Source organism: Streptomyces sp. NPDC005820, assembly GCF_040630255.1.
Classification (GTDB): Bacteria; Actinomycetota; Actinomycetes; order Streptomycetales; family Streptomycetaceae; genus Streptomyces.
In genome coordinates this window covers 1-25,325 of record NZ_JBEXXE010000014.1, presented here as the reverse complement: position 1 = coordinate 25,325, position 25,325 = coordinate 1, and the positions used below count along the sequence as shown (strand labels likewise).

Here is a 25,325-nt window from a genome sequence, read left to right as displayed (position 1 = left end):
GCGCGCTCTTGTTTTGCCCTGAGGTCGTTCGCTCGTCTTTGGCACAGCTCAATCCTTGTGTGGGCCCCGGCCACGGTACTCGTTCTCGCCCGTTCCAGTCCCGTAGTAGGCGTTGTTGATGTCTTGGTCCCAGTTCTGGCTGTCGGCTATGCCGATGGCCTTGGGGTTGCCATCAACATAGGTGTTGTAGGCGTTGCCCATCTGGTTGATACCCGCATCGTAAAATTTGCTGCTGGTCACCTGGGACTGCTCCGCCGGGTCTGCTTCCGCCTCGTCCACCCCCTTGTCGATCTGATGTCCGATGAAGGTGTTCACTGCCTCTCCGACGGTATCCGCGGCGACCGGTGCGATAACCATTGCCGCAGCTGTCGTGCCGGGCAGTGGGATGGCGGCGACCCCGACGCCGACGGTTGCCCCGACCCCCAGCTTGATCCAGTCGGAGGACCGCCCCAGCGACTTGTTGGTCTCCTCTGACGCCTCGCCGTAGTCCGACGTGGCTTGCTCGACCCGGGAGTTGTCGAGGATGCCTCGTGCTTGGGTGCCTGCGATCAGCGCATCATGGGCATGCCCAATGTTGGCATCACTGGTCGGCGGATAGCGATCGAGAGCACTCAGCGTATAGAGATGCTGCGCCGCGGTGACGGCGCGGTGAGAGTTCTCGTCCTGACCGAGCACACTGAGGAAATTGATCGCGCCTTCGTTGGTGAAGTTGGCACGTCCTTGATACGCCGCGGGGAAAGTGCCCGAGTCCATCCTGTGCTCGCCCACGCCGGACAAGTTGTAGTCGATGTCATCGATGTACGCACCGGCCATCTTGCCCAGGCTGTCAGCCAACTCGGGCTGACTGTGAAGCATATCCGGACCTTCTTTGCTGCTGCCGTAGAGATATGCCACCTCTTCCATCACGGCCGCGGTCGCGGGAGTCCGGTGTTCGCCGCCGGCCTTGATGTCGGCCGCGGTCGCGTCGTACGCGTACCCGGTTGTAGCGGCTTCAAGGGCGTGGCCGAGTGCGTCGCGCCCCGCAACAAAGTTGTGATTGCCCTCAAGGGCGCTGTCGGACACCCAGACACGGTCCTGAGTCAGGTACTTGAGGTGCTCGTTGACCTCGGACGCCTTGTCGACGGTGTCCCTGTCGCCGATGGTGTATTCCGTGACGTCGGGCCGGGCGAAGAACTGCTCCGAGGCACCCGGGTTGTGCCCCAGAGCCTCGAGGAAGCCCGTCACCGGGTCGCGACCCCGGTCGTTCTTGTAGCCCCAGTAGTTGAGGTCCCCCTGGTTCGCGTTGTTCACCCAGAGGTTGATTCCCTCGCCGTTGACCTTCTTGTCGTAGTCGAGGAGCTTGTTGCCGTAGTCGTTCAGGAACTGATCGTCGTAGTCCCCGAACCGCATCAGGTTGCTCATGACGGCGTAGCCGGTTGGATTGCTCGCGTCATCGATGCCGAGCTCGTCCGGGCCGAGCTTGATCATCTGCTGCTCCCAGCCCTGCATCTTGTCGCTGTCCGAGAGCGTGGCCTGGCCGATGGTGTTCCCGAGGTTCTTCTGGAGCTGCTTGACCTGTTCGGAACGCTTGGGGTCGTACTGACCCTGGTAGGGGTCGGCGACGCCGGCGTAGAACGTGAGGAGCTTCTTGGGGCCCACCGTGGTGGCGAACTCCTCCGCGAAGAGCGGATCGTTCTTGTATTTGGCCAGATTGGCGTTGAGCGACGCGAGTTCCGTGTTCGTCACGTCGTGCGGGTTCTTCGCGAGGATCTTCGCCATCGCGTCCGCGTCCTTGATGGCCTTCGCCGCTTCGTCCCGGTTGTCGTAGTCGGCACCGGAGAAGCCGTACTTGGCCGAGTCGACGATGAGGCGCAGCGCCTTGGCGGCGGTGGTGTCGCTCTCGGTGGCCTTGTCGAGGATGCGCTGGATCTCGTCCCGGAGGTCGTTGACGTCCTTCTGACTGGTCGCGTCCTTCTGCCCACTCGGGTCGGAGTACCAGTCGGGGCGGGTGTTTGCGGTGACGAAGAAGGTGCCGTCGCCGCCGTCCCCCACGGTCAGATGTTTCCCGGCGCCGCGTTCGATGGCCGCGTTGAGCTGATCGCGGTAGCCGACGAGCTCCTCACGGGTGTCACTGAGGATCTTGGCGACGGTGTCGGCCTGGGTGTGCGCGTCGGTGAACTCGCCGGCCGTCTTATCGATGAACTCGCGGGTGACGGTGGCGTTCACGCCGGCCCAGTTCGCCTTGTGGGCCTGACCCTTGAGGTTCTTGTCGGCGTCGTCGGCGAGGGTCTTGAGATTCTTGGTCATCTCCTCCCAGTCGGTGATCGCCTCACCGAGCTGGTGGAAGTTGCCGTAGCGGAGTGCGTCGAGATCCATCGGCTCAGCCGCCCTTCCGCTCATCGAAGCCCTTGTCGAGGTCGGCGATGCTGCTGATCGTGCCCGCGATGAAGACCTCGTCGCCTTCGTGTGCGCCCTTGGTGTAGTCGAGATGGTTGGAGATGTGGGCCGTGGCGTCGAGCAGGGTCTGGACCTGGTCCACCCAGTGTTCGGCGACGTGTGTCAGCGCCGAACCGATCGCGAAGCCCTCTGCCTTCAGTCCGTCACCGGCCGCGATGGACTTCACCCGGGCGTGGTCACTGAAGTGCTCGAACTGCTGGTGCAGGTCGAACGCGGCGTTCCCGACCCTGGCGAGGTCGTCCTGATGGGCCTTGAGGTCACCTTGGTCATTGACGGCGGGCCCGGGAGGGTCGACATGGTTGAGCTGCATGTGGGCCGAGCTTTGTTGGCGCTGCTGCGCCGCGCTCTTCAACTGCTCCCATTCGTCCCATGCCATCTGCAGGACCCTTCCCCCGTACCGCCGACAAGACTGCTTCCTGCTCCCTGCCGCCCCCTGGGGGCCCGTGGGAGAGTCCCGATCACGCTAGCAACTTCGACTGTGGTTCGTGACGGTTGCTATGCAGTCGTGATCACCAAAGTGCGGAAGTACGGTGAAGGTTGCCACCGATCCGCACGGAAGGGGGGCGACGACGTTCAACAGGCGAATGGGGCAAAGGGGGATGGGGGGGAGCGACCTCGTAACTCAGTTAACACACGCCATGGTTGGGCTGGATGTACCCGGTGGCTACAGTGGTAAAGGCGTTGTGAGGTACGGCTCGCTTTGCGATCGTACGGCGAGCGATCGGCCCGTCCCTGGCGACGGGCGTCACGGGGATACGGGGAGGGGGCGTCATGCTTCCGATCGACATGACGGGCGGTGCGTCGGCCACGACGGCGGCCAACCTGGAAGCCAGTGGTGAGGCGCTGGCAACGTTTCTGAAGCGGGTGGACGCGGTTCTGCGGGACCTCGAGGGATCCGCCGGCAACCCGAAACGGGTGGGTGCCCAGACGATCAAGCCCGGCTCCCTGAACAGTGGCGCCACGGCTGCCTTCCCCGAAGCGCACGGCTTGTATCTCCAGTACAGCAGGGTCCATGAGGAGCTCACCTCCCTGTCCAGAACCTTGCATCTGCAGATCGAGGGCATCGCCATCGCGGTCCTGGGCGCGCACCGAGGTTTCGACAACCTCGAAGACGATCAACGACGACGTTTCGCCGAGATCCAGACGGAGGTCCGGCAGATCCAGGACGCGCGGGACGACGTACAGCGCACCAACGACGCGAAGACCGGCGGGAAGCTCTGATCATGACCGACAAGCAGCACAAGGACGACCTTGCGCGGGTCTCCCATCAGAACTCCGTCACGGACTTCGCCCGCGGTGTGGAGGAACGCCCGCCTGGCGGGTTCTTCCACAACACGATCCGGGCTGCCCTGGAAGCCACCCCGGTCGGACAGGCCCTGGCACAACGCACGAACTTCGAGGGGCACGCGCTCAACGAGATGCTCGACCTGGTCGAGCAGACGAATCCGGAGGACCTGGAGTCGTCCGGCAATGCCCTGTGGGCGGCCCGCGACGCCATCGAGGCGGCGGCGACGGAACTCGACGGCCACATCGACAACGTCCACTGGGTGGGGGAGTCGGGCGACGCGTTCCGCAAGTGGGGCCGTTCGCTCGTCACCAGCACCAAGGGGCTGAGCGATTTCGCCGGATCGGCAGGCGACCAGATCATGGCCGCCGCCACAGGGTTGGCGTCCGTACGCAAGGCCATGCCGGAGCGGGATACACGCACCGACCCGAAGGCCGTCGCGGACTTCCCGAAGGCCAAGCGGGTCGAGACCAACGACGCGTACACCGCTGCCGTCCAGGTGGAGAAGAACCGCCAAGAGGCGATCAACCAGATGAATCGGTTGTCGTCGTACTACACGGTGTCCGAGGAACAACTGACCTCTTTGAAGGCACCGGAGTTCCAGACGATGCCTGATGTGGGGGTGCCGGAGCCGCCGCCCCGAAGGACGCCCATGGATCCTGGATCGTCCGCATCGGCGCAGTCAGACGGGGCGGGTTCGGCAGGCGTCGCAGGTCACAGTGGATCGGTTGCATCAGCAGGTGGCCATATCGGCGTACACGGTTCTGGTGACACACCTGCGTCGGACATCGCTGGGCGCTCTGGGCAGCCGGATCGCCCCATCGGTACGAACATCGACAGCGTCGGCACACTGCCTCCGGCTTCCGCAACCCCGGTGACAGGCAACACCCCGCCGGCCACGGGCGCTTCTGGTCCGGGCAGCGGCCAGACAGGTCCGCCGGGGAACGGATATCCGATTCCCACGCCCAACGGATCGCCAGGCAGGGCCCTGGGATCCGGCGGTGCCCGGACCCCTACGTCCGCGCAGGGCAGGGCCGGTGCAGCCGGCCTGGGTAATGCAAATCCCGCCCGTGCCACGGGCCGAGGGGCGCCGAATCCGATGGGGCACGCCGGGGCAGGACAGACAACCGCCAAGGGGAACGCCTCCGGCACAAGGCCGTCCCCCATGGGCCGGGGTGTCACTGGAGGCACACCGCGGTCCACCGGCGGAGCCATGCCTCGGGCGAACGGCACTCCGGCCACCGGCGCGGGACGCTCGAACGGTGTGGTCGGGGGCCGGCCCACGAGTGCTGCCGGGCCGTCGGCGAACGGGGGGACGAGGATTCCCCGCGGCACGGTCATCGGCGCCGAGGGAGCACAGAACGCCAGGTCCACGGCCGTCGGACCGGGGCAGCGTGGCGTCATCGGGGCGCCGGACCCTTCCGTGAGGCCTGGTTCCACCACGCCCATGTCCCGTGGGGGCACGGGCACGCCCGAGAGCGTCACCGGCAGGACAGCCGGACAGAACTCCGTTGCCCGTGCGGAACGAAACGGCATGACCCGCGGTGGCGCGGGGCTCGTGCGTGGGTCCGGCAACGTTGGGAATCCTGCCGACGTGCGGAAGACGCACGGCGGGCCACGGCCCGACGACGTGGTCGAGGACGAAGAGACCCAGCCGCCCACCCAGCCGCGGCGCGATGTGCCGCCGGTCAACAACTGAGCGCGAGCGAGGACATACAACACCATGAAGTCAGGGACCGGCCGACGAGCCCAGCGGGCTGTGCTCTTCAGGACGCGGTGCGCGAGACAACTGCGCACGATGGGGGCTCTCGTTGGCGCCCTGACCGCCGTCACTGTGGGATTCGCACCGAGTGCCGTCGCATACGACGCCCAATCGAAGCAGTGGTACCTGGAGCCGATGGATGCTGAGCAGATGTGGAAGGTCAGCACGGGCCAGGGTGTCAAGGTCGCTGTCATCGACACGGGGGTGAAAGCCGACACCCCGTCGTTGAAGGGCCAGGTCCTGGTTGATGAGGTCCCCGAGAAGGTTGCCTACCGGGCCACGGACGACTACGACAGCCATGGGACGACCATGGCCGAGTTGATCGCGGGCAAGGGAACGGACGGTGGCCTGCAGGGACTGGCCCCCGGAGCGAAGATCGTTCCCTACCGTGTCGAGCTTTCGAGCCTGAAGGCCGGGAAGGCGGAGAAAGCCAAGACGCCTGAGCCGGCGGATGCGATCAGAGCAGCAGCCGATACCGACGTAAAGATCATCAACATGTCGTTCGGCGGGGATTCGCTCAGCACCGAAGAGGAGGCAGCGATCAAGTACGCGGCTTCCAAGGGGAAATTGCTGATCGCCTCTGTCGGTAACGCCGGTGAAGGGAACGGCCGTATCAGTTACCCAGCGGCATACCCTTACGTACTGGGCGTGTCGTCGATGGATGCCTCCGGCACTGTGTCGAAGACCTCCTCGTATGGAAACTACGTGGACCTGGCGGCCCCGGGGGAAGACTTTCCCGGGTGGTGCGATGCCGATTTCCGCTCGTACTGTGTCGGCGACAGAGGCACCAGCGCCTCCGCCGCCATCACCTCAGCCTCCGCCGCCCTGATCTGGTCCGCCCATCCGACCTGGACCGCGAACCAGGTCGTACGAGCCCTGATCGACACGGCCGGCCGGGAGTGGGCGAAGGACAATCCGAGCAAGTATCTCGGGTATGGCGCCATTCGCCCGCGTGTGGTTCTTGAGGATGTCAACTACGACGCAGGCGCTGCGAACGTCGACCCCCTGGCGAAGGAGAACGGGGGACAGTCCGCGGCAGAATCGGCGCCCTCCGCTTCCGCGTCTGCTTCGTCGCAGGCCCAGGAGAAGGATTCCGGCGGGGTTACGTCGGCGGCTGGATCGAGCGTCGAGTCGTCGCAGGACAGCAATGTGCTCTGGATCGCGCTGGGCGCTGCGGCCGTGGTGATCGTGCTCGGTGGGGTCGGCGCGGGTGTGGTGCGGGCGCGGCGGGCGCGGTGACGTCGCCGGCCGTCCTGTTTCCGTCCTGTCCGGACAGGACCTGAGCGGAGCGCTCACCGTCCCCGGACGATGAGCGGAATCGTTGGATCAAGCAAGAGAAAAGGGAGGGCGGACCGATCATGGCCGACAACCAGAAGCTTGAAGACGCAGCAGTAGTTCTTCTCCAGAAGCAGATGTACGAGAAGTACGAAGGCATCCGGAAGCGCGTGCACTCGCTTCAGGGTGTGATCGACGGACTCGAAGGCCAGTGGGACGGTATCGGTCGCGCTGCGTTCGACAAGAAGCAGTACGAGATCAACGAGTCGCTGCAGAGCCTCGGCAATATTCTCAGCGAAGTCATCGACGCGATGACCACGGCGCGCACCATCAAGGACAGCAAGGAGGACGAGGTGCGCGCAGCGGCAAACAAGATCGACCTCAATGACGGTGCGCCCACCGTGAAGACGTCTCCTCTGACGTCGTACTGAGGTCGGCAGCTTTCAGGGCACGGGCGCCATTCGCCGCCCACCAGGCACACGCGACCGAAACGAGGTAACGGGAATGGGTCGTAACACCGACGGACTGAGCGTCACGTATGACGGGCTCGACATCGCGGCGACCAGGATCGCCAACGAAGCCCAGCAACTCGAACAGGACCTGCAGGAGCTGAAGCGGCTGGTGCTGAACAGCAAGCAGTACTGGCAGGGCGACGCCGCGCAGCACTTCGACGAGAAGCTGGCGCGGTGGGACAAGGAAGCCACCGACATTCACACGGCGCTGACCGGCATCGGCCACGTCGTGTTCACGGCCGGCGGTACCTACATGGAAGGCGACAAGAAGGCCGCCAGCTATCTGCAGTAGGCACAAGAGCAAGAACTCGGGGTGGGCGCACGCGGGAGGCGCCCACCCCGTGGGTTTGCGCTACGCCGGATCCTCCGCGACCAGCCCCACCTGAACCAGCGGCTTCCCCCGCCGGCGCGACACGAACACTCCGCGCCCCGCGGGCATGGGCCGCGGCCGTACGCCACCCAGCAGATCGCCCTCCGACGGGTCGCCGGCGAGGACCACACCTTGGGCGCCGAGCTCCTTGATGCGCTGCATGAAAGGCTCGTAGCCGGCTCGGCCCGCACCCGCCGAGGAGCGGGCGATGATGAAGCGGACACCGACGTCGCGCGCGAACGGAAGCTGCTCCGTCAGCCCCGCGAGCGGATTGCCGCTCGACGTGGAGACGAGGTCGTAGTCGTCGATGATCACGTACACCGTGGGCCCGCGCCACCAGCTGCGGTTGCGCAGCTGCTCCGCAGTGACGTCCGCGGTCGGTGTGCGGCGCTGCATCAGGTCGGCGAGGGCCTCCATGTGATGCTGCATCTGGTTCGACATCGGGATGTACTCGGCCAGGTGCGAGGACGGGGTCACCCCCAGCAGGGCGCGGCGGTTGTCGACGACGAACAGCTTGCAGGTGTCGCCGTCGTAGCGCTCCGCGAGGCGCTTGATGAGCAGCTTCAGCAGGTTCGACTTGCCGGACTCGCTCTCGCCGAAGACGAGGAAGAACGGGTCCTGCTCGAAGTCCACGAACACCGGCTCGAGGTTGTCCTCGTCCAGCGCGAACGAGATGCCGCGGTGCGGGAAGCGATGGCCCGGCGGCAGCTGCCCTGCCGGGAACTCCCGGGGGAGCAGACGCACTTCGGGCGCTCCGGGCAGCTGCCAGTGTCGGGAGACCTCGGCCGCGAGCGCCGCTGTGGCGTCCGCCAGGTCCGTGTCGGAGGACAGACCGTCGATCCGCGGAATCGCCGCCATGAAGTGCTGCTTCTGCGGGGTCTGACCGCGTCCCGGCACACCCGTCGGCACGTTGGCCGCGACCTTGCGGTCGAACTCGGAGTCCATGGGGTCGCCGAGCCGCAGCTCCAGGCGGTTCATCAGATGGTCCTTGAGGTTCGAGCGAACCTCCATGGCGCGCGAGGCGGTGAGCACCAGATGGATGCCGTAACCGAGCCCACGGGCCGCGATGTCCAGCACCAGAGGTTCCAACGCCTCATAGTCGGTACGGAAGTTGCCCCAGCCGTCGATGAGCAGGAAGACATCGCCCCAGGGCTGGTCGGTGACCGGGATGTCGCCCCGAGCCCGGCGCGTCCGGAACTCCGCGATCGAGGAGATGCCCGCGGAACGGAAGTACTCCTCCCGGCGGGTCAGGATGCCGTACACCTCGGCCGCGGTACGCCGGACCTTCTCGGGGTCGAGACGCGAGGCCACCCCGCCCACATGCGGCAGGCCGACCACGGCCGAAAGGCCGCCACCGCCGAAGTCCATTCCGTAGAACTGCACTTCGTGCGGGGTGTGCGTGAGGGCGAACGCGGCGACGACCGACCTCAGCAGGGTCGACTTGCCGGATTGCGGTCCGCCGAGGATCTGCATATGACCGGCCGCACCGCTGAAGTCGGCCCACAGCGGGTCCCGCCGCTGCTCGTACGGCTTGTCGACGATACCGACCGGGATGACGAGCCGACCCGCTCCTTCGTAGCCGGGCTGGGTCAGGCCGCGGTCCGGTACCGCTGTGAGGCCGGGCAGGAGCGCGTCGAGCGAGGGCGGGCTGTCCAGCGGGGGCAACCACACCTGGTGGGCGGCGGGGCCCTGCGCCTCCAGCCGTCGCACGATCACATCGAGGACCGTGTCGGCGAGTGCGTCGTCCGTCTCGTCGGGCCCCTCCTCGCGCTGCTGCGGCACCTGTACGTACTGGACCGGCACCTCGGCCGCCGTGAACAGCACCGGTCGGCGGTCCACGGGGAGCGGCCCGCCGAACGCCGCCTGCTGCGAACCCGTGCGGTACACACCGGAGACGTACGCGGCCTTGAAGCGCACCATTTCGTCCGTGCCGAACTTCAGATAGCCCGAGCCCGGTACGTTCGGCAACTCGTAGGCATCCGGGACACCGAGCGCGGCACGCGACTCGGCCGCCGAGAAGGTACGCAGACCGATCCGGTACGACAGATACGTCTCGAGCCCTCGGAGACGGCCCTCCTCCAGACGCTGCGAGGCGAGCAGCAGATGCACGCCCAGCGAACGGCCGATACGGCCGATCTGCACGAACATCTCGATGAAGTCAGGCTTGGCCGTGAGCAGTTCGCTGAACTCGTCGATGACGAGGACGAGCGAGGGAATGGGCTGTAGCGCGGCACCGGCGGCGCGGGCCTTCTCGTAGTCGTGGATGTTCGCGTAGTTGCCCGCGTCGCGCAGCATCTCCTGGCGGCGGTTGAGCTCACCGCGGATCGAGTCGCCCATCCGGTCGACGAGCGTCAGATCGTCCGCGAGGTTGGTGATGACGGCGGCCACATGCGGCATCTGAGCCATGCCCGCGAACGTGGCGCCACCCTTGAAGTCCGCCAGGACGAAGTTCAGCGTCTCGGAGGAGTGGGTCACGGCGAGGCCCAGCACCAGCGTGCGCAGCAGCTCCGACTTGCCGGAGCCGGTCGCGCCGACGCACAGGCCGTGCGGACCCATGCCCTCCTGCGCCGCCTCCTTGAGGTCGAGCATGACGGGCCGGCCGTCCTCACCGACGCCGATCGGCACCCGCAGCCGCTCGGCCTGCGCACGAGGCCGCCAGGTCCGCTTGGGGTCGACCGAGGCCGCGTCGCCCAGGTTCAGCAGATCCGTGAATTCCAGGGCGGCGAGCAGCGGTTCGTCGTCGTCACCGCCCGATGCCATGCGCAGCGGCGCCAGCTGCCGGGCCAGTGCCTCCGCGGCCTCGTAGGACATGACATCCGGCATGCCTTCGTAGACCATGCCGTGCGCCGATTCCAGCCGCAGTTCCTGCGGCTGGACGCTGACGGCGAGGTCGCCCCGTCCCGCGGCGAGGTCGCCGGGCACGATTTCGAGGACCGTCACCCCTTGCAGGCCTTCGGGGGCGGCCAGGAGCGAGGTGGGCGGCACGAGGACACCGTCGAGCACGATGACCAGGTGCGGCTGCTCGGGAACGGGGGGTCCGGCCGGATGGAAGCGCGGACGCCCCTGCAGGCGGGTGGCCAGCAGATCCTCCAGTTCCGTCAGATCGCCGGTGATCAGACGCACGCTGCCCGCACCGTCCGCGAGGCCGGGTGCCTGGACGTGCGGCAGCCATTTGGTCCACTCCCACGCGGGCGCCGCGTCCCGGCCGACAGCGAGGGCGATGATCAGGTCCTCGGGGGAGTGGAGCGAGGCGAGAGAGGCGGCGACGGCCCGCGCCGTGCCGTGCACCGTCCCCGGCTCACCGTTGATCGTCACGTGGTAGAAGGCACGGAGCGAAACCGCCATCGGCAGGTGCTCGACTGTCGAGTGCGTGGTCAGGAAGCGTTGCATGGCGCCCGTGGTCAGCGGCTCGAGCTCGTCGACGGGCCCGGTCTGCGGCGGGATCAGCGGCGTGGCCAGCGACTGCTGGCCGAGGCCCACGCGCACCTGCCCGAAGTCCTCGTCACCGGCGCGGCGTTCCCACACCCGGCTGCCCTCCGCGACCAGGGCCCACAGTTGCTCCGGCGAAGGATGCAGGTAGTACTGGGCGTCGCGCTGGGCCTTCGCGGTCTCCAGGGCCGTACGCCGCGTCTGGGACAGATAACGCAGATAGTCACGGCGCATGTCGGCCATCTGCCCCTGATTGCCGCGGCGGTAGCGGATCAGCATCGAGATGCCCATGGCGATCGTGGAGGCCACCATCACCATGCCCATGATCTTCATGAAGGGCTGGGCCTGGGGGTTGAAGAAGAACACCACGGACCCGCCCATGCCGAGCATCGGCAGGAGCTGCATCAGAGCGCCCTCCTGCTGCCCGCGCGGAAGCTCTGGCGGAGGCTGCAGTGCGACCTCGTCCGTGGGTACTTCGTTGGGCAGCGCCCGCGGCGGGCGCTTGACGACGATGTGACTCACTTCGCACCAATTCCCTTGCGGACCGAGGTGTTTCGTCCGCCGCCCCGTGTCAGGCGGACGTCGATCGCAAGCGGAGATCCTACTGACAACCACCGGGAACGGCGGGCGGTAGGGTGCCCGTGAGACGCGTGAGCAGTTGCGAATCAGCCGCGGAAAACAGGGCAATCCGAGGGCAATCCGAGGGCAATCCGCACGGGCACAGGATCTTTACAGCCGGACATACGCGCGGCGCCGCGACCGGCTCACGATCGACGAGGGGGAACAGCAGGTGAGCATGACGGCTTCCGCGCCGGCCGGCGCGACCGGCGGGCAGGGCACCGGTGCCTCGTCCGGGGCGGGCATGGGATTCGGCTTCTGCCGGGTCACCATCGTGGCCCCCGACAGCCGGATCGATGTCGCACTGCCCGACGACGTACCGGTCGCCGATCTCTACCCGGAGATCCTGCGCCTCTCCCGGCAGGATCCCGCCGAGGGAGCCCCCGTGGGCTACCACCTCGTCCGCCGGGACGGAGCCGTCCTCGACAGCGCCCGGTCGTTCGCAGCACAGCGCATTCTCGACGGGGAACTGCTCACGCTGCGGCCGTTCGCCGAGTCCTTGCCGCCTGCCGTGTTCGACGACGTCTCCGAGGCGGTCGCCTCGGCCGTGACGCGTGACCGCACTTTGTGGAGCGGCGACCTCACCCGGATCGCCGGACTCGTGGCGGGCGGCCTGCTGCCCGCGCTGATCGCCTTCGTGGCCTGGAACTCCCGGATCCACCACGACATGCACAGCCTCCAGGGCGTCCTGGCCGCCGTGACAGGAACTCTCCTGGTCACGGTCGCGTGCGTACGCGCGCGCGTGTACGACGACCGGGGCTCCGCAGTGGCCCTCGGACTCGGTGCTCTCCCGAACGTCGCGGTGGCGGGCTCCGGGCTGGTGCCGCTCTCCGCGGGAGAGGGCATCGGAAAGCTTCAGTTCCTGCTCGCCTGCGTCGCGGTCCTCGTCGCCTCCGTCGTCCTCACCTTGGTGGCGCCCAGCGGTGACGGTCCCTTCGTGGCGTTCGTCTTCGCCTCCTCCCTCGGTCTGCTCAACACGTTCATCGCCATCCGGGCACAACTGACACCGATCGAGACGGCCGCCCTCTGCGCCCCGCTCGCCGTCGGCGCGCTCGCCTTTCTGCCGGCCCTTTCGATGCGCTTCGCACGGCTGCCCATCGGCTTCGAGCCCCCCAACACCGCCCGCTCCGGCTACACGGCGGAGGGCAGGTCCGGCCAGGAACCGGTGGACGCCGAGCGCATCGCCGCCCAGGTCCGCCGCGGCCACGAACTGCTCGTGGGTCTCGTCGGCGGCTGCGCCCTCGTCACCGTGGGCTCGTCCCTCGTCCTCGGATTCTCGAGCAACGTATGGGCGCAACTCCTCGCCCTCGTCACCGGCGTCGCGATGCTGATGCGCGCTCACCTGTTCCGCTACACGGCACAGGTGGCCGCCATGCTGGCGGCCGGCCTCGCCGCCCTCGTCCTCCTCGGCCTCGGGCTCGCCCTCAACCCGCCCCAGGAGTCCTGGCGCGATGCCCTCCAGGGCGACACCAACGCCCTTGACCTGCGCACCGTCTGGCTCACCGCTGCGATCGCCGCGGGCATCGCTCTCGTCACCGCCATCGGCCTGGTCGTTCCCCGCCGCGGCGTCACCCCCTTCTGGGGGCGCTTCCTGGAGATCGCCGAGAGTTTCGTCCTGCTGACGCTCGTTCCGCTGGCCCTCGCCGTCTTCGACGTGTACGCGCGGGCCCGCGCCATGACGAGCAAGTGACCAGGGCCGACGGGCTCGGCTCGGCGGCCCCCACCATCAGGACACGACCACGTCCGAAAGGCACCCCGACGTGAGCTTCGGCCCACCGCCGTCCATCTACACACACTCCACGATCGCTGCGGACAGCAGTGCGAAGAAGCGCCGCCTGCAGTGGCTGGTGCGCGCGCTGGCCCTCGTTCTGGCCGTGGCCCTGTGCATCGGCGGCTGGCTCTTGTGGGGCACCGACCGTGCTGTGACCTCGAAGCAGCAGCCCACCCCCACCCAAGGCCCCCTGGACATCCGCGACACCCTCGAGAAGCAACCCGAGAGCACCGTCGGCAAAATGGCCTTCCGTTTCTCCGTCGACGACCTGAGCCCCGGCGAGTCCTACCAGCTCCCCGGTCTGTGGGCCACCCACAAGATCCTCGCCAAGGGCATCAACAAGACGCTCGTCGCGCCACCATCCGCCTCCAGAACGGCACCTACGTCGGCGAGTGCTCGTACGAGGACGAGTACCTCGTCGTCGACTACTGCCCGACCGTCGCCGTCGGCGCAGGCCAGGTCTTCCTGCGCAGCAAGGACGACCTCACGAAGCACACCACGAACTGGGTCATCGGCTTCGACCTGGCGACCGGGAACACCACCCGGAAGTTCGAGTCCGGCCCCGACTCCCTGCTGATCCCCGTCGAGGTGAGCGGCGACCGGCTCCTCGCCCTGCGGGAGAGCCAGGACCGCATCTCACCCAACGCGCTTGTCGCACTCGACCCGAAGACGGGCGAGGAGAAGCCCTTCTTCTACTTCGGACTGCCGCCCGAGGCTGAGAACTTCACCTCGATCGACTTCACCGACGTCCTCGTCGAGGACGGCCGCCTCTACTTCGGCGCCAAGTCCGTCACCGGCCCCGCCAAGGGGCAGGCGCGCTGGGTCTACGCGGTCCTCGGCATCGAGGGCGGCACGCCCAAGAACTCCTGATCCCTGGCACGGCGCAAATACGTACGGCGTACGGCGCACGGCCCACCGATGACTGGCACGACGTACGGATGAACGGCGACCCGCACGCACCGGCCGCCAGCCGCCCCCCAGTCCCGCGCCCGCCCTATCCCCCCGCCCGAGGCCCCGCCTCCAGATCGAACTCCCCATCCCGAGCCCCCAGCACAAACGCCCGCCACTCCCCCTCCGTGTAGCGCAACACGGTGTCCGGATCCAGCGAGGACCGCATCGCCACCGCGCCGCCGGGCAGGTCCGCGATCTCGACGCGCTCCTCGTGGTCCTCGGTGCCCGGCGCGCACTTCCACTCGACGCCGGAGATGTCGAGCGCGTACAGCTCGTCCCGCTCGCGCTCCTTGCGCGCCTTCATCTCCGCTTCCGTCTCCGCCATGCCGCAGCGTCCCCTTCCCGACGTTCGATCCGCGTTCGATCCGCGCACGATCCGCGTACGATCCGCTCCGCACCGGATCCGAGCGTCACCCTAGTGGCCCCCTCCCCGCCGCCGTGGCGGTTCGGATACCGGGGCGAAGGTGCCCGTCACCTCCTGGTACCCTGTCTGTCGGCCGTTTGTGTACGCACCCCCGGAGCCCCCTGAAGGGAAGCCCCGGAGGCCGCGCCCAGCGGATCCCCGCCTCCCGAGTTACGGAAGCCACCCCGAGACGCAGACCGGGGGCACTCGGTGGGCACACAGACCATGAGGAGTACGCGTGTCGCTCGACGCCGCTACGAAGAAGCAGATCATCGCCGAGTTCGGCCAGAAGGAGGGCGACACCGGCTCCCCCGAGGTCCAGGTCGCCATGCTCTCCCGTCGGATCTCCGACCTGACCGAGCACCTCAAGACCCACAAGCACGACCACCACTCCCGCCGGGGTCTGCTGATCCTGGTCGGCCAGCGTCGCCGCCTGCTGCAGTACCTGGCCAAGAAGGACATCCAGCGCTTCCGTACGCTGGTCGACCGCCTCGGCATCCGCCGCGGTGCGGCCGGCGCCAAGTAAGACGCCATGGAGGGAGCGGTTCCCGTTCTTGGGAGCCGCTCCCTTTTGCTGTACGTGCGGAAACGTGCGGAGTGTCACTGCCCCTTTGTAGTGTGGTAGCACAACGCAATACGCACGACACAGGGTGATGACAGCCAACGCATCACCCACCACGAGGAGAAGCGCACCTAGCCGCCGCCGGTCCTCGGTAGTGGCCCCCGGGGGGAAGCGAGCCCCGGGTGCTTCGATCGAAGACCGGCCCGCACCGCCCGGCGCGCATCTCCGCAACCGTCCCTCTGCCACACGGGCAGCACGGGACGAAAAGACGACAAGTAACGGAGAAAACGCTAGTGGAGAACGAGACCCACTACGCCGAGGCCGTCATCGACAACGGCGCCTTCGGCACCCGCACCATCCGCTTCGAGACGGGCCGCCTGGCCAAGCAGGCCGCCGGCTCCGCCGTGGCGTACCTGGACGACGACACCATGGTGCTGTCGGCCACCACCGCCTCCAAGAACCCCAAGGACCAGCTCGACTTCTTCCCCCTGACGGTGGACGTCGAGGAGCGGATGTACGCCGCCGGCAAGATCCCCGGCAGCTTCTTCCGCCGTGAGGGCCGCCCCTCCGAGGACGCCATCCTCACCTGCCGCCTGATCGACCGCCCGCTGCGCCCGTCCTTCAAGAAGGGCCTGCGCAACGAGATCCAGGTCGTCGCCACGATCATGGCGCTCAACCCCGACCACCTGTACGACGTCGTGGCGATCAACGCCGCCTCCGCGTCCACGCAGCTGGCCGGTCTGCCCTTCTCCGGCCCGATCGGCGGCGTCCGCGTCGCGCTGATCAACGGCCAGTGGGTCGCCTTCCCGACGCACACCGAGCTCGAGGACGCCGTCTTCGACATGGTGGTCGCCGGCCGCGTCCTGGAGGACGGCGACGTCGCGATCATGATGGTCGAGGCCGAGGCCACCGAGAAGACCATCCAGCTCGTCAAGGGCGGCGCCGAGGCTCCGACCGAGGAGGTCGTCGCGGCCGGTCTGGACGCCGCGAAGCCCTTCATCAAGGTCCTCTGCAAGGCCCAGGCCGACCTCGCCGCGAAGGCCGCCAAGCCCACCGGCGAGTTCCCGATCTTCCTCGACTACCAGGACGACGTCCTGGAGGCGCTGACCGCCGCCGTCAAGCCGGAGCTCGCCTCCGCGCTGACCATCGCGGGCAAGCAGGAGCGCGAGGCCGAGCTGGACCGCGTCAAGGGCCTGGCCGCCGAGAAGCTGCTCCCGGAGTTCGAGGGCCGCGAGAAGGAGATCTCCGCCGCGTACCGCTCGCTCACCAAGCAGTTGGTCCGCGAGCGCGTGATCAAGGAGAAGAAGCGCATCGACGGCCGCGGCGTCACGGACATCCGTACGCTCGCCGCCGAGGTCGAGGCCATCCCGCGCGTGCACGGCTCCGCGGTGTTCGAGCGTGGCGAGACCCAGATCCTGGGCGTCACCACCCTCAACATGCTCCGCATGGAGCAGCAGCTCGACACCCTCTCCCCGGTGACGCGCAAGCGCTACATGCACAACTACAACTTCCCGCCGTACTCCACCGGCGAGACCGGCCGCGTCGGCTCCCCGAAGCGCCGCGAGATCGGCCACGGCGCCCTCGCCGAGCGCGCCCTGGTCCCGGTCCTGCCGACCCGCGAGGAGTTCCCCTACGCGATCCGCCAGGTCTCCGAGGCGCTGAGCTCCAACGGCTCGACGTCCATGGGCTCGGTCTGCGCCTCCACCATGTCGCTGCTGAACGCCGGTGTGCCGCTGAAGGCCCCCGTCGCCGGTATCGCCATGGGCCTGATCTCCCAGGAGATCGAGGGCGAGACGCACTACGTCACCCTCACCGACATCCTCGGTGCGGAGGACGCCTTCGGCGACATGGACTTCAAGGTCGCCGGCACCAAGGAGTTCGTCACCGCCCTCCAGCTCGACACCAAGCTGGACGGCATCCCCGCCTCCGTCCTGGCCGCCGCTCTCAAGCAGGCCCGTGACGCCCGCCTCCACATCCTCGACGTGATGATGGAAGCGATCGACACGCCGGACGAGATGTCCCCCAACGCGCCGCGGATCATCACCGTGAAGATCCCGGTCGACAAGATCGGCGAGGTCATCGGCCCCAAGGGCAAGATGATCAACCAGATCCAGGAGGACACGGGCGCCGAGATCACCATCGAGGACGACGGCACGATCTACATCGGCGCCGCCGACGGCCCCTCCGCGGAGGCCGCCCGTACGACGATCAACGGCATCGCCAACCCGACGATGCCCGAGGTCGGCGAGCGCTACCTGGGTACGGTCGTCAAGACCACCACCTTCGGCGCGTTCGTCTCCCTGCTCCCCGGCAAGGACGGTCTGCTGCACATCTCGCAGATCCGCAAGCTGGCCGGCGGCAAGCGCGTGGAGAACGTCGAGGACGTCGTCGGCGTGGGCCAGAAGGTCCAGGTCGAGATCGCCGAGATCGACTCCCGCGGCAAGCTCTCCCTGATCCCCGTGATCGAGGGCGAGGAAGGCAGCTCCACGGACGAGCAGAAGGACGACACCGACAAGTGACGTCGAGCAGCTCCAAGGCGACGGCCCGCACCTCCTCGGAGGCGCGGGCCGTCGCCCGTACCCAAACCCTGATCAAGGGCGAGAACGGCATCGGCACGGTCCGTAAGACCACCCTCCCGGGCGGTCTGCGCATCGTCACCGAGACCCTCCCCTCGGTCCGCTCCGCGACCTTCGGCATCTGGGCCCACGTCGGCTCCCGCGACGAGACCCCCGCGCTGAACGGCGCCACGCACTACCTGGAGCACCTGCTCTTCAAGGGCACCACCCGCAGGTCGGCGCTGGACATCTCCTCCGCGATCGACGCGGTCGGCGGCGAGATGAACGCGTTCACGGCCAAGGAGTACACGTGCTACTACGCGCGCGTGCTCGACACCGACCTGCCGCTCGCCATCGACGTCGTCTGCGACATGCTGACCGGCTCGCTCATCCTCGAGGACGACGTCAACGTCGAACGCGGCGCGATCCTCGAAGAGATCGCCATGACCGAGGACGACCCCGGCGACTGTGTGCACGACCTGTTCGCGCACACCATGTTCGGCGACAACGCCCTCGGCCGCCCGGTCCTCGGCACCGTCGACACCGTCAACGCCCTCACCGCCGACCGCATCCGCCGCTTCTACAAGAAGCACTACGACCCCACGCACCTGGTCGTGGCCGCGGCCGGCAACATCGACCACCACAAGGTCGTACGACAGGTCCGCGCGGCCTTCGAGAAGGCGGGCGCCCTGAAGAACGCGGACGCCGCGCCGATCGCCCCGCGCGACGGCCGGCGCACCATCCGCGCCTCGGGCCGCGTCGAACTCCTCGGCCGCAAGACCGAGCAGGCCCATGTCGTCCTCGGCATGCCGGGCCTCGCCCGCACCGACGACCGCCGCTGGGCCCTGGGCGTCCTCAACACCGCCCTCGGCGGCGGCATGTCCTCCCGGCTCTTCCAGGAGGTCCGCGAGAAGCGCGGCCTGGCCTACAGCGTGTACTCGTACACCTCCGGCTTCGCCGACTGCGGCCTCTTCGGCGTCTATGCCGGCTGCCGTCCCTCGCAGGTCCACGACGTGCTCAGGATCTGCCGCGACGAGCTCGACCACGTCGCCGGGAACGGCCTGTCCGACGACGAGATAGCGCGCGCCATCGGCCAGCTCAGGGGCTCCACGGTGCTCGGCCTGGAGGACACCGGTGCGCTCATGAACCGCATCGGCAAGAGTGAGCTGTGCTGGGGCGAGCAGATGTCCGTCGACGACATGCTGACCCGGATAGCGGCCGTGACCCCGGACGAGGTCCGTTCGGTCGCCCGCGACATCCTGGGACGGCGCCCGTCGCTGTCGGTCATCGGCCCGCTCAAGGACAAGCAGGCCTCCCGGCTGCACGACGCGGTCGCCTAATCCACTCCCGTAAGGAAGCACAACAGATGAGCAAGCTGCGTGTGGCGGTCCTCGGCGCCAAGGGCCGGATCGGTTCCGAAGCGGTACGGGCCGTCGAAGCCGCCGAGGACATGGAGCTGGTGGCCGCGCTGGGCCGCGGCGACACGCTGGAGACGCTGGCCGAGACCGGCGCCCAGGTCGCCGTGGAACTGACCACGCCCGCCTCCGTGATGGAGAACCTCGAGTACTGCGTCGGCCACGGCATCCATGCCGTCGTCGGGACGACGGGCTGGACGGACGAGCGCCTCGCACAGCTGAACGGCTGGCTGGCCGCCTCCCCGGAGACCGGTGTGCTCATCGCGCCGAACTTCTCCATCGGCGCGGTCCTCACCATGAAGTTCGCGCAGATCGCGGCGCCCTACTTCGAGTCCGTCGAGGTCGTCGAGCTGCACCACCCCAACAAGGTGGACGCCCCCTCCGGCACCGCCACCCGCACCGCCCAGCTCATCGCCGAGGCCCGTCGCGCGGCCGGCACCGCCCCGGCCCCGGACGCCACGGCGACGGGCCTGGACGGTGCGCGCGGCGCGGACGTGGACGGCGTCCCCGTGCACGCCGTCCGCCTGCGGGGCCTGCTGGCCCACCAGGAGGTCCTGCTGGGCGGCGAGGGCGAGACCCTCACCGTCCGCCACGACTCCCTGCACCACAGCAGCTTCATGCCGGGCATCCTGCTGGGCGCCCGCCGGGTGGTGACGACTCCGGGCCTCACCTTCGGCCTGGAGCACTTCCTGGACCTGAACTAGAGATCCCGCCCGACATGCGCGCCAAGCTCTCCTACGCGGTCACGGCCGCCGTCCTGGTCTTCTACTTCGTCCTGGTCGGCAGCCGCGGCGTCATGCTCATCCAGTCCGGCACGGTCATCACCGTCACCTTCGGGATCGCGGTGCTGATCCTGCCGGTCATCGGCGTCTGGTTCCTGTGGAAGAACACCCAGTTCGTCCGCCGGGCCAACGCCCTCGCCGCCGCCCTCGACGCCGAGGGCGGCCTCCCCGTCGACGAGCTCAGGCGCACCCCCGGCGGCCGGATCGACCGCGACTCGGCCGACGAGGTCTTCGCCCGGCGCAAAGCCGAGACCGAGGCGGCCCCGGACGACTGGCGCACCTGGTTCCGGCTGGCCGTCGCCTACCACGACGCCCGCGACACCCCGCGCGCCCGCAAGGCGATGCAACGCGCGATCAGCCTCCACGACGGCAAGCGCATCGAACCGGCCTGAGCCGGACCGCCGTACCCCGCAACCGGACGCCCACGACACCGTCGTACGCCGAAGGGGCCGGCCCGCACCCTCCGCGGACCGGCCCCTTCGGCGTGTCGTGCCCTGTCGCGCGGTCAGCCGCGACCGTACTCCGAGGCCCACGCCTCGACGGCGTCCGAGGCCCGGTCGAAGGCCTCCGAGCGCCCGAGGAAGTCCGCCCCGTGCGTGGTCAGCAGCATCGCCGTCTCGTCCGCCGGCCGGTCCCGCCGTACGAGGAGCAGCGCCTGCCCCTGCACGGTCCGCGGCAGACCCAGCCAGCGCACCGGCTGCTGCACCGTCCGTACGACCGCGACCCGGTCCCACGGCACCGTCCGCGTGAGCAGGAAGCGCACGTGCCGCAGCCCGCGCGCGCTCACCCACACGCCCATGCGCAGCAGCCGCAGCGCGGCGACGATCACCAGCAGCGAGAGCCCGAGGACCACGCCGGCGTCGGAGACCTTCCCGGTCAGCGCGATGACGACGGCCGCGAGCAGCACATAGGAGGCGAGCAGCAGGGCCAGCGCGGCCGCCGCGACGCGCCAGGGGCCGGGGCGGTGGGGGCGCCGCCAGCGCTCACGGTCCTCGAAGGGCAGCGCGACATCGTCCGCTGTCTCGAACGGGCGGTCGGCCGTCAGGAAGGGCAGGGGCACGGCTGGTCCTCACTCGTTCATGCGTGGGCTGTGCCCGGTGAGGCTATCGCGTCAGTACCCCTGAGACGCCTGCGGCTGCTGTGACGGCTGTGACCGGGTACGGCCACGGCGCCCCGTAGAGTGGGCGCGAACCGCAGATGTGATGGGAAGGACCCTTCGTGACGCCCGCCGATCCCCAGCCGTCCCTCCGCAGTGACGTCACCGTCGGGCTGGTGAAATCCAGCGCCTCGGACTCCGACGTCCTCTTCGCCGCCCGTGTCTCGACGGCCGGCGAGCAGTCCCTGCAGGAGCTCCAGAAGGACCCCGAGCGGTCCAAGGGACTGATCAACTACCTGATGCGGGACCGGCACGGCAGCCCCTTCGAGCACAACTCGATGACCTTCTTCATCAGCGCCCCGATCTTCGTGTTCCGCGAGTTCATGCGGCATCGCGTCGGCTGGTCGTACAACGAGGAGTCGGGCCGCTACCGGGAGCTCGAGCCGGTCTTCTACGTCCCCGACACCTCGCGCAAGCTCGTGCAGCAGGGCCGCCCGGGTCAGTATGTGTTCGTCGAGGGCACCCCCGAGCAGCACGAGTTCGTCGGCAAGACCATGGAGGCCTCCTACCACCAGGCCTACGAGGCCTACCAGGAGATGCTCGCGCAGGGCGTCGCCCGCGAGGTCGCCCGCGCGGTCCTGCCCGTCGGGCTCTTCTCCTCGATGTACGCCACCTGCAACGCCCGCTCGCTGATGCACTTCCTCGGCCTGCGCACCCAGCACGAGCTCGCGAAGGTGCCGTCCTTCCCGCAGCGCGAGATCGAGATGGTGGGCGAGGCGATGGAGGCCGAGTGGGCGAAGCTCATGCCCCTCACGTACGCGGCCTTCAACGCCAACGGTCGCGTCGCGCCGTAACGAAGGCGTGTTCTCCTGCCCGGCACACATGTACGGGTCATCCGCGCGAAGTGTCCGTATTGCGGCATTTAGAGAAGTTCATCTAGCCTGATCAAACGGACCCGGTACTGCTTGAACCCCCGAGCAGGCAGTACCGGGCTCCGCATTTGTCGTGACTTTTCGTAACCCCCCGAGGGCAGACCACACGGTGAGCAACGAGTAGCGTGTTACCCATGGCTCCGACCTCCACTCCGCAGACCCCCTTCGGGCGGGTCCTCACCGCCATGATCACGCCCTTCACGGCGGACGGCGCACTCGACCTCGACGGCGCCCAGCGGCTCGCCACCCACCTGGTGGACGCAGGCAACGACGGCCTGATCATCAACGGCACCACCGGTGAGTCGCCCACCACCACCGACGCGGAGAAATCGGACCTCGTACGAGCCGTCCTGGAGGCCGTCGGCGACCGGGCCCACATCGTGGCCGGCGTCGGCACCAACGACACCCACCACAGCACCGAACTGGCCAAGGCCGCCGAGAAGACCGGCGCACACGGCCTGCTGGTCGTCACCCCGTACTACAACAAGCCCCCTCAGGAGGGCCTGTACCGGCACTTCACGGCCGTCGCCGACGCCACCGAGCTGCCGGTCATGCTCTACGACATCCCCGGCCGCAGCGGCGTCCCGATCAGCACCGAGACGCTCGTCCGCCTCGCCCAGCACCCCCGGATCGTCGCCAACAAGGACGCCAAGGGCGACCTCGGCCGCGCGAGCTGGGCCATCGCGCGCTCCGGCCTCGCCTGGTACTCCGGCGACGACATGCTCAACCTCCCGCTGCTCTCGGTCGGCGCGGTCGGCTTCGTCTCGGTCGTCGGCCATGTGGTCACGCCCGACCTGCGCGCCCTCGTCGACGCGTTCGTCGCCGGTGACGTCCAGAAGGCCACCGAGATCCACCAGAAGCTGCTCCCGGTCTACACGGGCATGTTCCGCACCCAGGGCGTCATGACCACCAAGGCCGCGCTCACCCTCCAGGGACTGCCCGCCGGCCCGCTGCGCTCGCCCATGGTCGAGTGCTCGCCGGAAGAGATCGAGCAGCTCAAGATCGATCTTGCCGCAGGCGGGGTACAGGTCTGACAACGGACTTCACAACTGAATAGGCAGGACACCGGTGCCTGCAACCACAACGACAACTGCTTCTGCACGAACGTCACGCGCGCCACGTGCCCTACCGGTACGTGGCGCGTGTGTTTGAGGAGAGTCTTTTGAGTCATCCGCATCCCGAACTGGGCCCGCCCCCGCCGCTCCCCAAGGGCGGCCTGCGGGTCACCCCGCTCGGCGGCCTCGGTGAGATCGGCCGCAACATGACGGTCTTCGAGTACGGCGGCCGTCTGCTGATCGTCGACTGCGGAGTGCTCTTCCCCGAGGAGGAGCAGCCCGGAATCGACCTGATCCTGCCCGACTTCTCGTCCATCCGTGACCGGCTGGACGAGATCGAGGGCATCGTCCTCACGCACGGTCACGAGGACCACATCGGTGCCGTCCCCTACCTCCTGCGCGAGAAGCCGGACATCCCGCTGATCGGCTCCAAGCTGACCCTCGCCCTCATCGAGGCCAAGCTCCAGGAGCACCGGATCCGCCCGTACACCCTCGAGGTGGCGGAGGGGAACCGGGAGCGCATCGGACCCTTCGACTGCGAGTTCATCGCCGTCAACCACTCCATCCCGGACGCCCTCGCCGTCGCGATCCGCACCCCCGCCGGCATGGTGGTCCACACGGGTGACTTCAAGATGGACCAGCTTCCGCTGGACAACCGTCTGACGGACCTCCACGCGTTCGCGCGGCTGAGCGAGGAAGGCATCGACCTCCTGCTCACCGACTCCACCAACGCCGAGGTGCCCGGCTTCACCCCGCACGAGCGGGACATCTCCAACGTCCTGCGCACGGTCTTCGCGGGCGCCCGCAAGCGGATCATCGTGGCGAGCTTCGCCAGCCACGTCCACCGCATCCAGCAGATCCTGGACGCGGCCCACGAGTACGGCCGCCGGGTCGCCTTCGTCGGCCGCTCGATGGTCCGCAACATGGGCATCGCCCGGGACCTCGGCTATCTCAAGGTCCCGCCGGGCCTGGTGGTGGACGTCAAGACGCTCGACGACCTCCCCGACCACGAGGTGGTCCTGGTCTGCACGGGCTCCCAGGGCGAACCGATGGCCGCCCTGTCCCGCATGGCCAACCGCGACCACCAGATCCGTATCGTCCCCGGCGACACGGTGATCCTGGCGTCGTCCCTGATCCCCGGCAACGAGAACGCGGTCTACCGCGTGATCAACGGCCTGACCCGCTGGGGCGCGAACGTCGTCCACAAGGGCAACGCCAAGGTCCATGTCTCCGGCCACGCCTCGGCGGGCGAGCTGCTGTACTTCTACAACATCTGCCGCCCGAAGAACCTGATGCCGGTCCACGGCGAATGGCGCCACCTGCGGGCCAACGCCGAACTGGGCGCCATGACGGGCGTCCCGCACGACCGCATCGTCATCGCCGAGGACGGCATCGCCGTCGACCTCGTCGAGGGCAAGGCGAAGATCTCCGGCAAGGTCCAGGCGGGGTACGTCTACGTCGACGGCCTCTCCGTCGGCGATGTCGGCGAGCCGGCGCTGAAGGACCGGAAGATCCTCGGCGACGAGGGCATCATCTCGGTCTTCGTGGTCGTGGATTCCTCCACCGGCAAGATCACCGGCGGCCCGCACATCCAGGCCCGCGGTTCCGGCATCGAGGACTCGGTCTTCGGGGACGTCGTCCCGAAGATCGCCGAGGTCCTGGAGCGCTCGGCCCAGGACGGCGTGGTCGAGCCCCACCAGCTGCAGCAACTCATCCGCCGCACCCTGGGCAAGTGGGTCTCCGACAACTATCGCCGCAGGCCGATGATCCTCCCGGTCGTGGTGGAGGTCTGAGCCGAACTCGGAGCGGGGCGCCTCGATTTGCATCGGGGCGCCCCGCTCCAGTACGTTTACGGCTCCGCCTGAACGGGAAGCGGTCCGCGCCACGCGCCGGACCAGCAGACCGGGAGGGGCCGGGAAAACCGACTCAGAACTTCTGATAAAGTCGGAACCGCCGGAAAGGAAACCGCGAAACAAAAGCGGGAACCTGGAAAGCACCGAGGAAATCGGATCGAGAAAAGATCTGATAGAGTCGGAAACGCAAGACCGAAGGGAAGCCCGGAGGAAAACCTGAGAGAGTCTCTCAGGCAAGTACAAAGGAAGCTTTCGTTCCTTGA

At 68.1% G+C, this 25,325-nt stretch carries 20 protein-coding genes; 15 read left to right on the top strand and 5 right to left on the bottom strand.

What is annotated here, in order from left to right:
- Positions 1 to 48: 48 nt before the first annotated feature.
- Entirely contained in the window at positions 49 to 2,355 is a 2,307-nt protein-coding gene (locus ABZ464_RS18655) for a DUF6571 family protein (RefSeq protein ID WP_359278053.1), read from the bottom strand.
- Between the two features lie 4 nt (positions 2,356 to 2,359).
- Positions 2,360 to 2,812 (bottom strand): hypothetical protein, encoded by a 453-nt coding sequence (locus ABZ464_RS18650; protein WP_359278050.1) that lies wholly within the window; start codon positions 2,810 to 2,812, stop codon positions 2,360 to 2,362.
- A gap of 395 nt (positions 2,813 to 3,207) precedes the next feature.
- Here ABZ464_RS18650 and ABZ464_RS18645 point away from each other — a divergent pair, with 395 nt between their 5' ends.
- The 5 genes from ABZ464_RS18645 to ABZ464_RS18625 all read left to right on the top strand — a co-directional run bounded on the left by ABZ464_RS18645 (position 3,208) and on the right by ABZ464_RS18625 (position 7,562).
- The gene (locus ABZ464_RS18645) at positions 3,208 to 3,657 is read left to right on the top strand and encodes a hypothetical protein (RefSeq protein WP_359278047.1); all 450 of its coding nucleotides are present in this window, start codon (positions 3,208 to 3,210) and stop codon (positions 3,655 to 3,657) included.
- A gap of 2 nt (positions 3,658 to 3,659) precedes the next feature.
- A complete protein-coding gene (locus tag ABZ464_RS18640) occupies positions 3,660 to 5,420 on the top strand; it encodes a hypothetical protein (protein WP_359278044.1) in 1,761 nt (586 codons plus the stop codon).
- Between the two features lie 90 nt (positions 5,421 to 5,510).
- Positions 5,511 to 6,722 (top strand): S8 family serine peptidase, encoded by a 1,212-nt coding sequence (locus tag ABZ464_RS18635; RefSeq protein WP_359278517.1) that lies wholly within the window; start codon positions 5,511 to 5,513, stop codon positions 6,720 to 6,722.
- 119 nt (positions 6,723 to 6,841) lie between these two features.
- Positions 6,842 to 7,189 (top strand): WXG100 family type VII secretion target, encoded by a 348-nt coding sequence (locus ABZ464_RS18630; protein WP_359278041.1) that lies wholly within the window; start codon positions 6,842 to 6,844, stop codon positions 7,187 to 7,189.
- 73 nt (positions 7,190 to 7,262) lie between these two features.
- On the top strand, positions 7,263 to 7,562 hold the full coding sequence (locus ABZ464_RS18625; protein ID WP_359278039.1) for a WXG100 family type VII secretion target: 300 nt from the start codon (positions 7,263 to 7,265) through the stop codon (positions 7,560 to 7,562).
- A 60-nt stretch (positions 7,563 to 7,622) separates the two neighbouring features.
- On the opposite strand, the gene eccCa is transcribed toward ABZ464_RS18625, so the two are convergent.
- The gene (gene eccCa / locus ABZ464_RS18620; protein WP_359278036.1) at positions 7,623 to 11,591 is read right to left on the bottom strand and encodes a type VII secretion protein EccCa; all 3,969 of its coding nucleotides are present in this window, start codon (positions 11,589 to 11,591) and stop codon (positions 7,623 to 7,625) included.
- Positions 11,592 to 11,865: 274 nt separating this feature from the next.
- Here eccCa and eccD point away from each other — a divergent pair, with 274 nt between their 5' ends.
- Both eccD and ABZ464_RS18610 read left to right on the top strand, forming a co-directional pair.
- Positions 11,866 to 13,377, top strand: coding sequence for a type VII secretion integral membrane protein EccD (gene eccD, locus ABZ464_RS18615; RefSeq protein ID WP_359278514.1), 1,512 nt, complete (start codon positions 11,866 to 11,868; stop codon positions 13,375 to 13,377).
- Between the two features lie 384 nt (positions 13,378 to 13,761).
- On the top strand, positions 13,762 to 14,328 hold the full coding sequence (locus ABZ464_RS18610; RefSeq protein ID WP_359278033.1) for a hypothetical protein: 567 nt from the start codon (positions 13,762 to 13,764) through the stop codon (positions 14,326 to 14,328).
- Between the two features lie 124 nt (positions 14,329 to 14,452).
- On the opposite strand, the gene ABZ464_RS18605 is transcribed toward ABZ464_RS18610, so the two are convergent.
- Positions 14,453 to 14,734: a DUF397 domain-containing protein gene (locus ABZ464_RS18605; protein ID WP_359278030.1), complete on the bottom strand. Its 282-nt coding sequence runs from the start codon at positions 14,732 to 14,734 to the stop codon at positions 14,453 to 14,455.
- 316 nt (positions 14,735 to 15,050) lie between these two features.
- Here ABZ464_RS18605 and rpsO point away from each other — a divergent pair, with 316 nt between their 5' ends.
- The 5 genes from rpsO (at position 15,051) to ABZ464_RS18580 (ending at position 20,518) form a co-directional block, all read left to right on the top strand.
- On the top strand, positions 15,051 to 15,338 hold the full coding sequence (gene rpsO, locus ABZ464_RS18600) for a 30S ribosomal protein S15 (protein WP_016432306.1): 288 nt from the start codon (positions 15,051 to 15,053) through the stop codon (positions 15,336 to 15,338).
- 329 nt (positions 15,339 to 15,667) lie between these two features.
- Complete coding sequence (locus tag ABZ464_RS18595; protein ID WP_359278027.1) at positions 15,668 to 17,893, top strand: polyribonucleotide nucleotidyltransferase; 2,226 nt, start codon at positions 15,668 to 15,670, stop codon at positions 17,891 to 17,893.
- On the top strand, positions 17,890 to 19,269 hold the full coding sequence (locus ABZ464_RS18590) for a pitrilysin family protein (protein ID WP_359278024.1): 1,380 nt from the start codon (positions 17,890 to 17,892) through the stop codon (positions 19,267 to 19,269). The genes ABZ464_RS18595 and ABZ464_RS18590 overlap by 4 nt, the downstream gene beginning before the upstream one ends.
- A 26-nt stretch (positions 19,270 to 19,295) precedes the next feature.
- Positions 19,296 to 20,048, top strand: a complete 753-nt coding sequence (dapB, locus tag ABZ464_RS18585) for a 4-hydroxy-tetrahydrodipicolinate reductase (RefSeq protein WP_359278022.1) — start codon at positions 19,296 to 19,298, stop codon at positions 20,046 to 20,048.
- Positions 20,049 to 20,062: 14 nt separating this feature from the next.
- The gene (locus ABZ464_RS18580) at positions 20,063 to 20,518 is read left to right on the top strand and encodes a tetratricopeptide repeat protein (RefSeq protein ID WP_359278019.1); all 456 of its coding nucleotides are present in this window, start codon (positions 20,063 to 20,065) and stop codon (positions 20,516 to 20,518) included.
- A gap of 113 nt (positions 20,519 to 20,631) precedes the next feature.
- Here the strand turns inward: ABZ464_RS18580 and ABZ464_RS18575 are convergent, their stop codons facing one another.
- Positions 20,632 to 21,186, bottom strand: a complete 555-nt coding sequence (locus ABZ464_RS18575; protein WP_359278016.1) for a hypothetical protein — start codon at positions 21,184 to 21,186, stop codon at positions 20,632 to 20,634.
- Positions 21,187 to 21,344: 158 nt separating this feature from the next.
- Between ABZ464_RS18575 and thyX the strand changes: the two genes are divergently transcribed.
- The 3 genes from thyX to ABZ464_RS18560 all read left to right on the top strand — a co-directional run bounded on the left by thyX (position 21,345) and on the right by ABZ464_RS18560 (position 25,002).
- Entirely contained in the window at positions 21,345 to 22,076 is a 732-nt protein-coding gene (thyX, locus tag ABZ464_RS18570) for an FAD-dependent thymidylate synthase (protein WP_359278013.1), read from the top strand.
- Between the two features lie 212 nt (positions 22,077 to 22,288).
- Complete coding sequence (gene dapA, locus ABZ464_RS18565) at positions 22,289 to 23,188, top strand: 4-hydroxy-tetrahydrodipicolinate synthase (RefSeq protein WP_359278010.1); 900 nt, start codon at positions 22,289 to 22,291, stop codon at positions 23,186 to 23,188.
- Positions 23,189 to 23,316: 128 nt separating this feature from the next.
- Entirely contained in the window at positions 23,317 to 25,002 is a 1,686-nt protein-coding gene (locus ABZ464_RS18560; RefSeq protein WP_359278007.1) for a ribonuclease J, read from the top strand.
- Positions 25,003 to 25,325 lie beyond the last annotated feature (323 nt).

What these genes read in the sequence shown, in the direction of transcription:
- ABZ464_RS18605 (WP_359278030.1), bottom strand. Translation starts at nt 14,734, where the DNA reads ATGGCGGAGACGGAAGCGGAGATGAAGGCGCGCAAGGAGCGCGAGCGG.
- ABZ464_RS18580 (WP_359278019.1), top strand. Translation starts at nt 20,063, where the DNA reads ATGCGCGCCAAGCTCTCCTACGCGGTCACGGCCGCCGTCCTGGTCTTC.
- ABZ464_RS18640 (WP_359278044.1), top strand. Translation starts at nt 3,660, where the DNA reads ATGACCGACAAGCAGCACAAGGACGACCTTGCGCGGGTCTCCCATCAG.
- ABZ464_RS18655 (WP_359278053.1), bottom strand. Translation starts at nt 2,355, where the DNA reads ATGGATCTCGACGCACTCCGCTACGGCAACTTCCACCAGCTCGGTGAG.
- ABZ464_RS18650 (WP_359278050.1), bottom strand. Translation starts at nt 2,812, where the DNA reads ATGGCATGGGACGAATGGGAGCAGTTGAAGAGCGCGGCGCAGCAGCGC.
- dapB (WP_359278022.1), top strand. Translation starts at nt 19,296, where the DNA reads ATGAGCAAGCTGCGTGTGGCGGTCCTCGGCGCCAAGGGCCGGATCGGT.
- ABZ464_RS18630 (WP_359278041.1), top strand. Translation starts at nt 6,842, where the DNA reads ATGGCCGACAACCAGAAGCTTGAAGACGCAGCAGTAGTTCTTCTCCAG.
- ABZ464_RS18625 (WP_359278039.1), top strand. Translation starts at nt 7,263, where the DNA reads ATGGGTCGTAACACCGACGGACTGAGCGTCACGTATGACGGGCTCGAC.
- dapA (WP_359278010.1), top strand. Translation starts at nt 22,289, where the DNA reads ATGGCTCCGACCTCCACTCCGCAGACCCCCTTCGGGCGGGTCCTCACC.
- ABZ464_RS18645 (WP_359278047.1), top strand. Translation starts at nt 3,208, where the DNA reads ATGCTTCCGATCGACATGACGGGCGGTGCGTCGGCCACGACGGCGGCC.
- eccD (WP_359278514.1), top strand. Translation starts at nt 11,866, where the DNA reads ATGACGGCTTCCGCGCCGGCCGGCGCGACCGGCGGGCAGGGCACCGGT.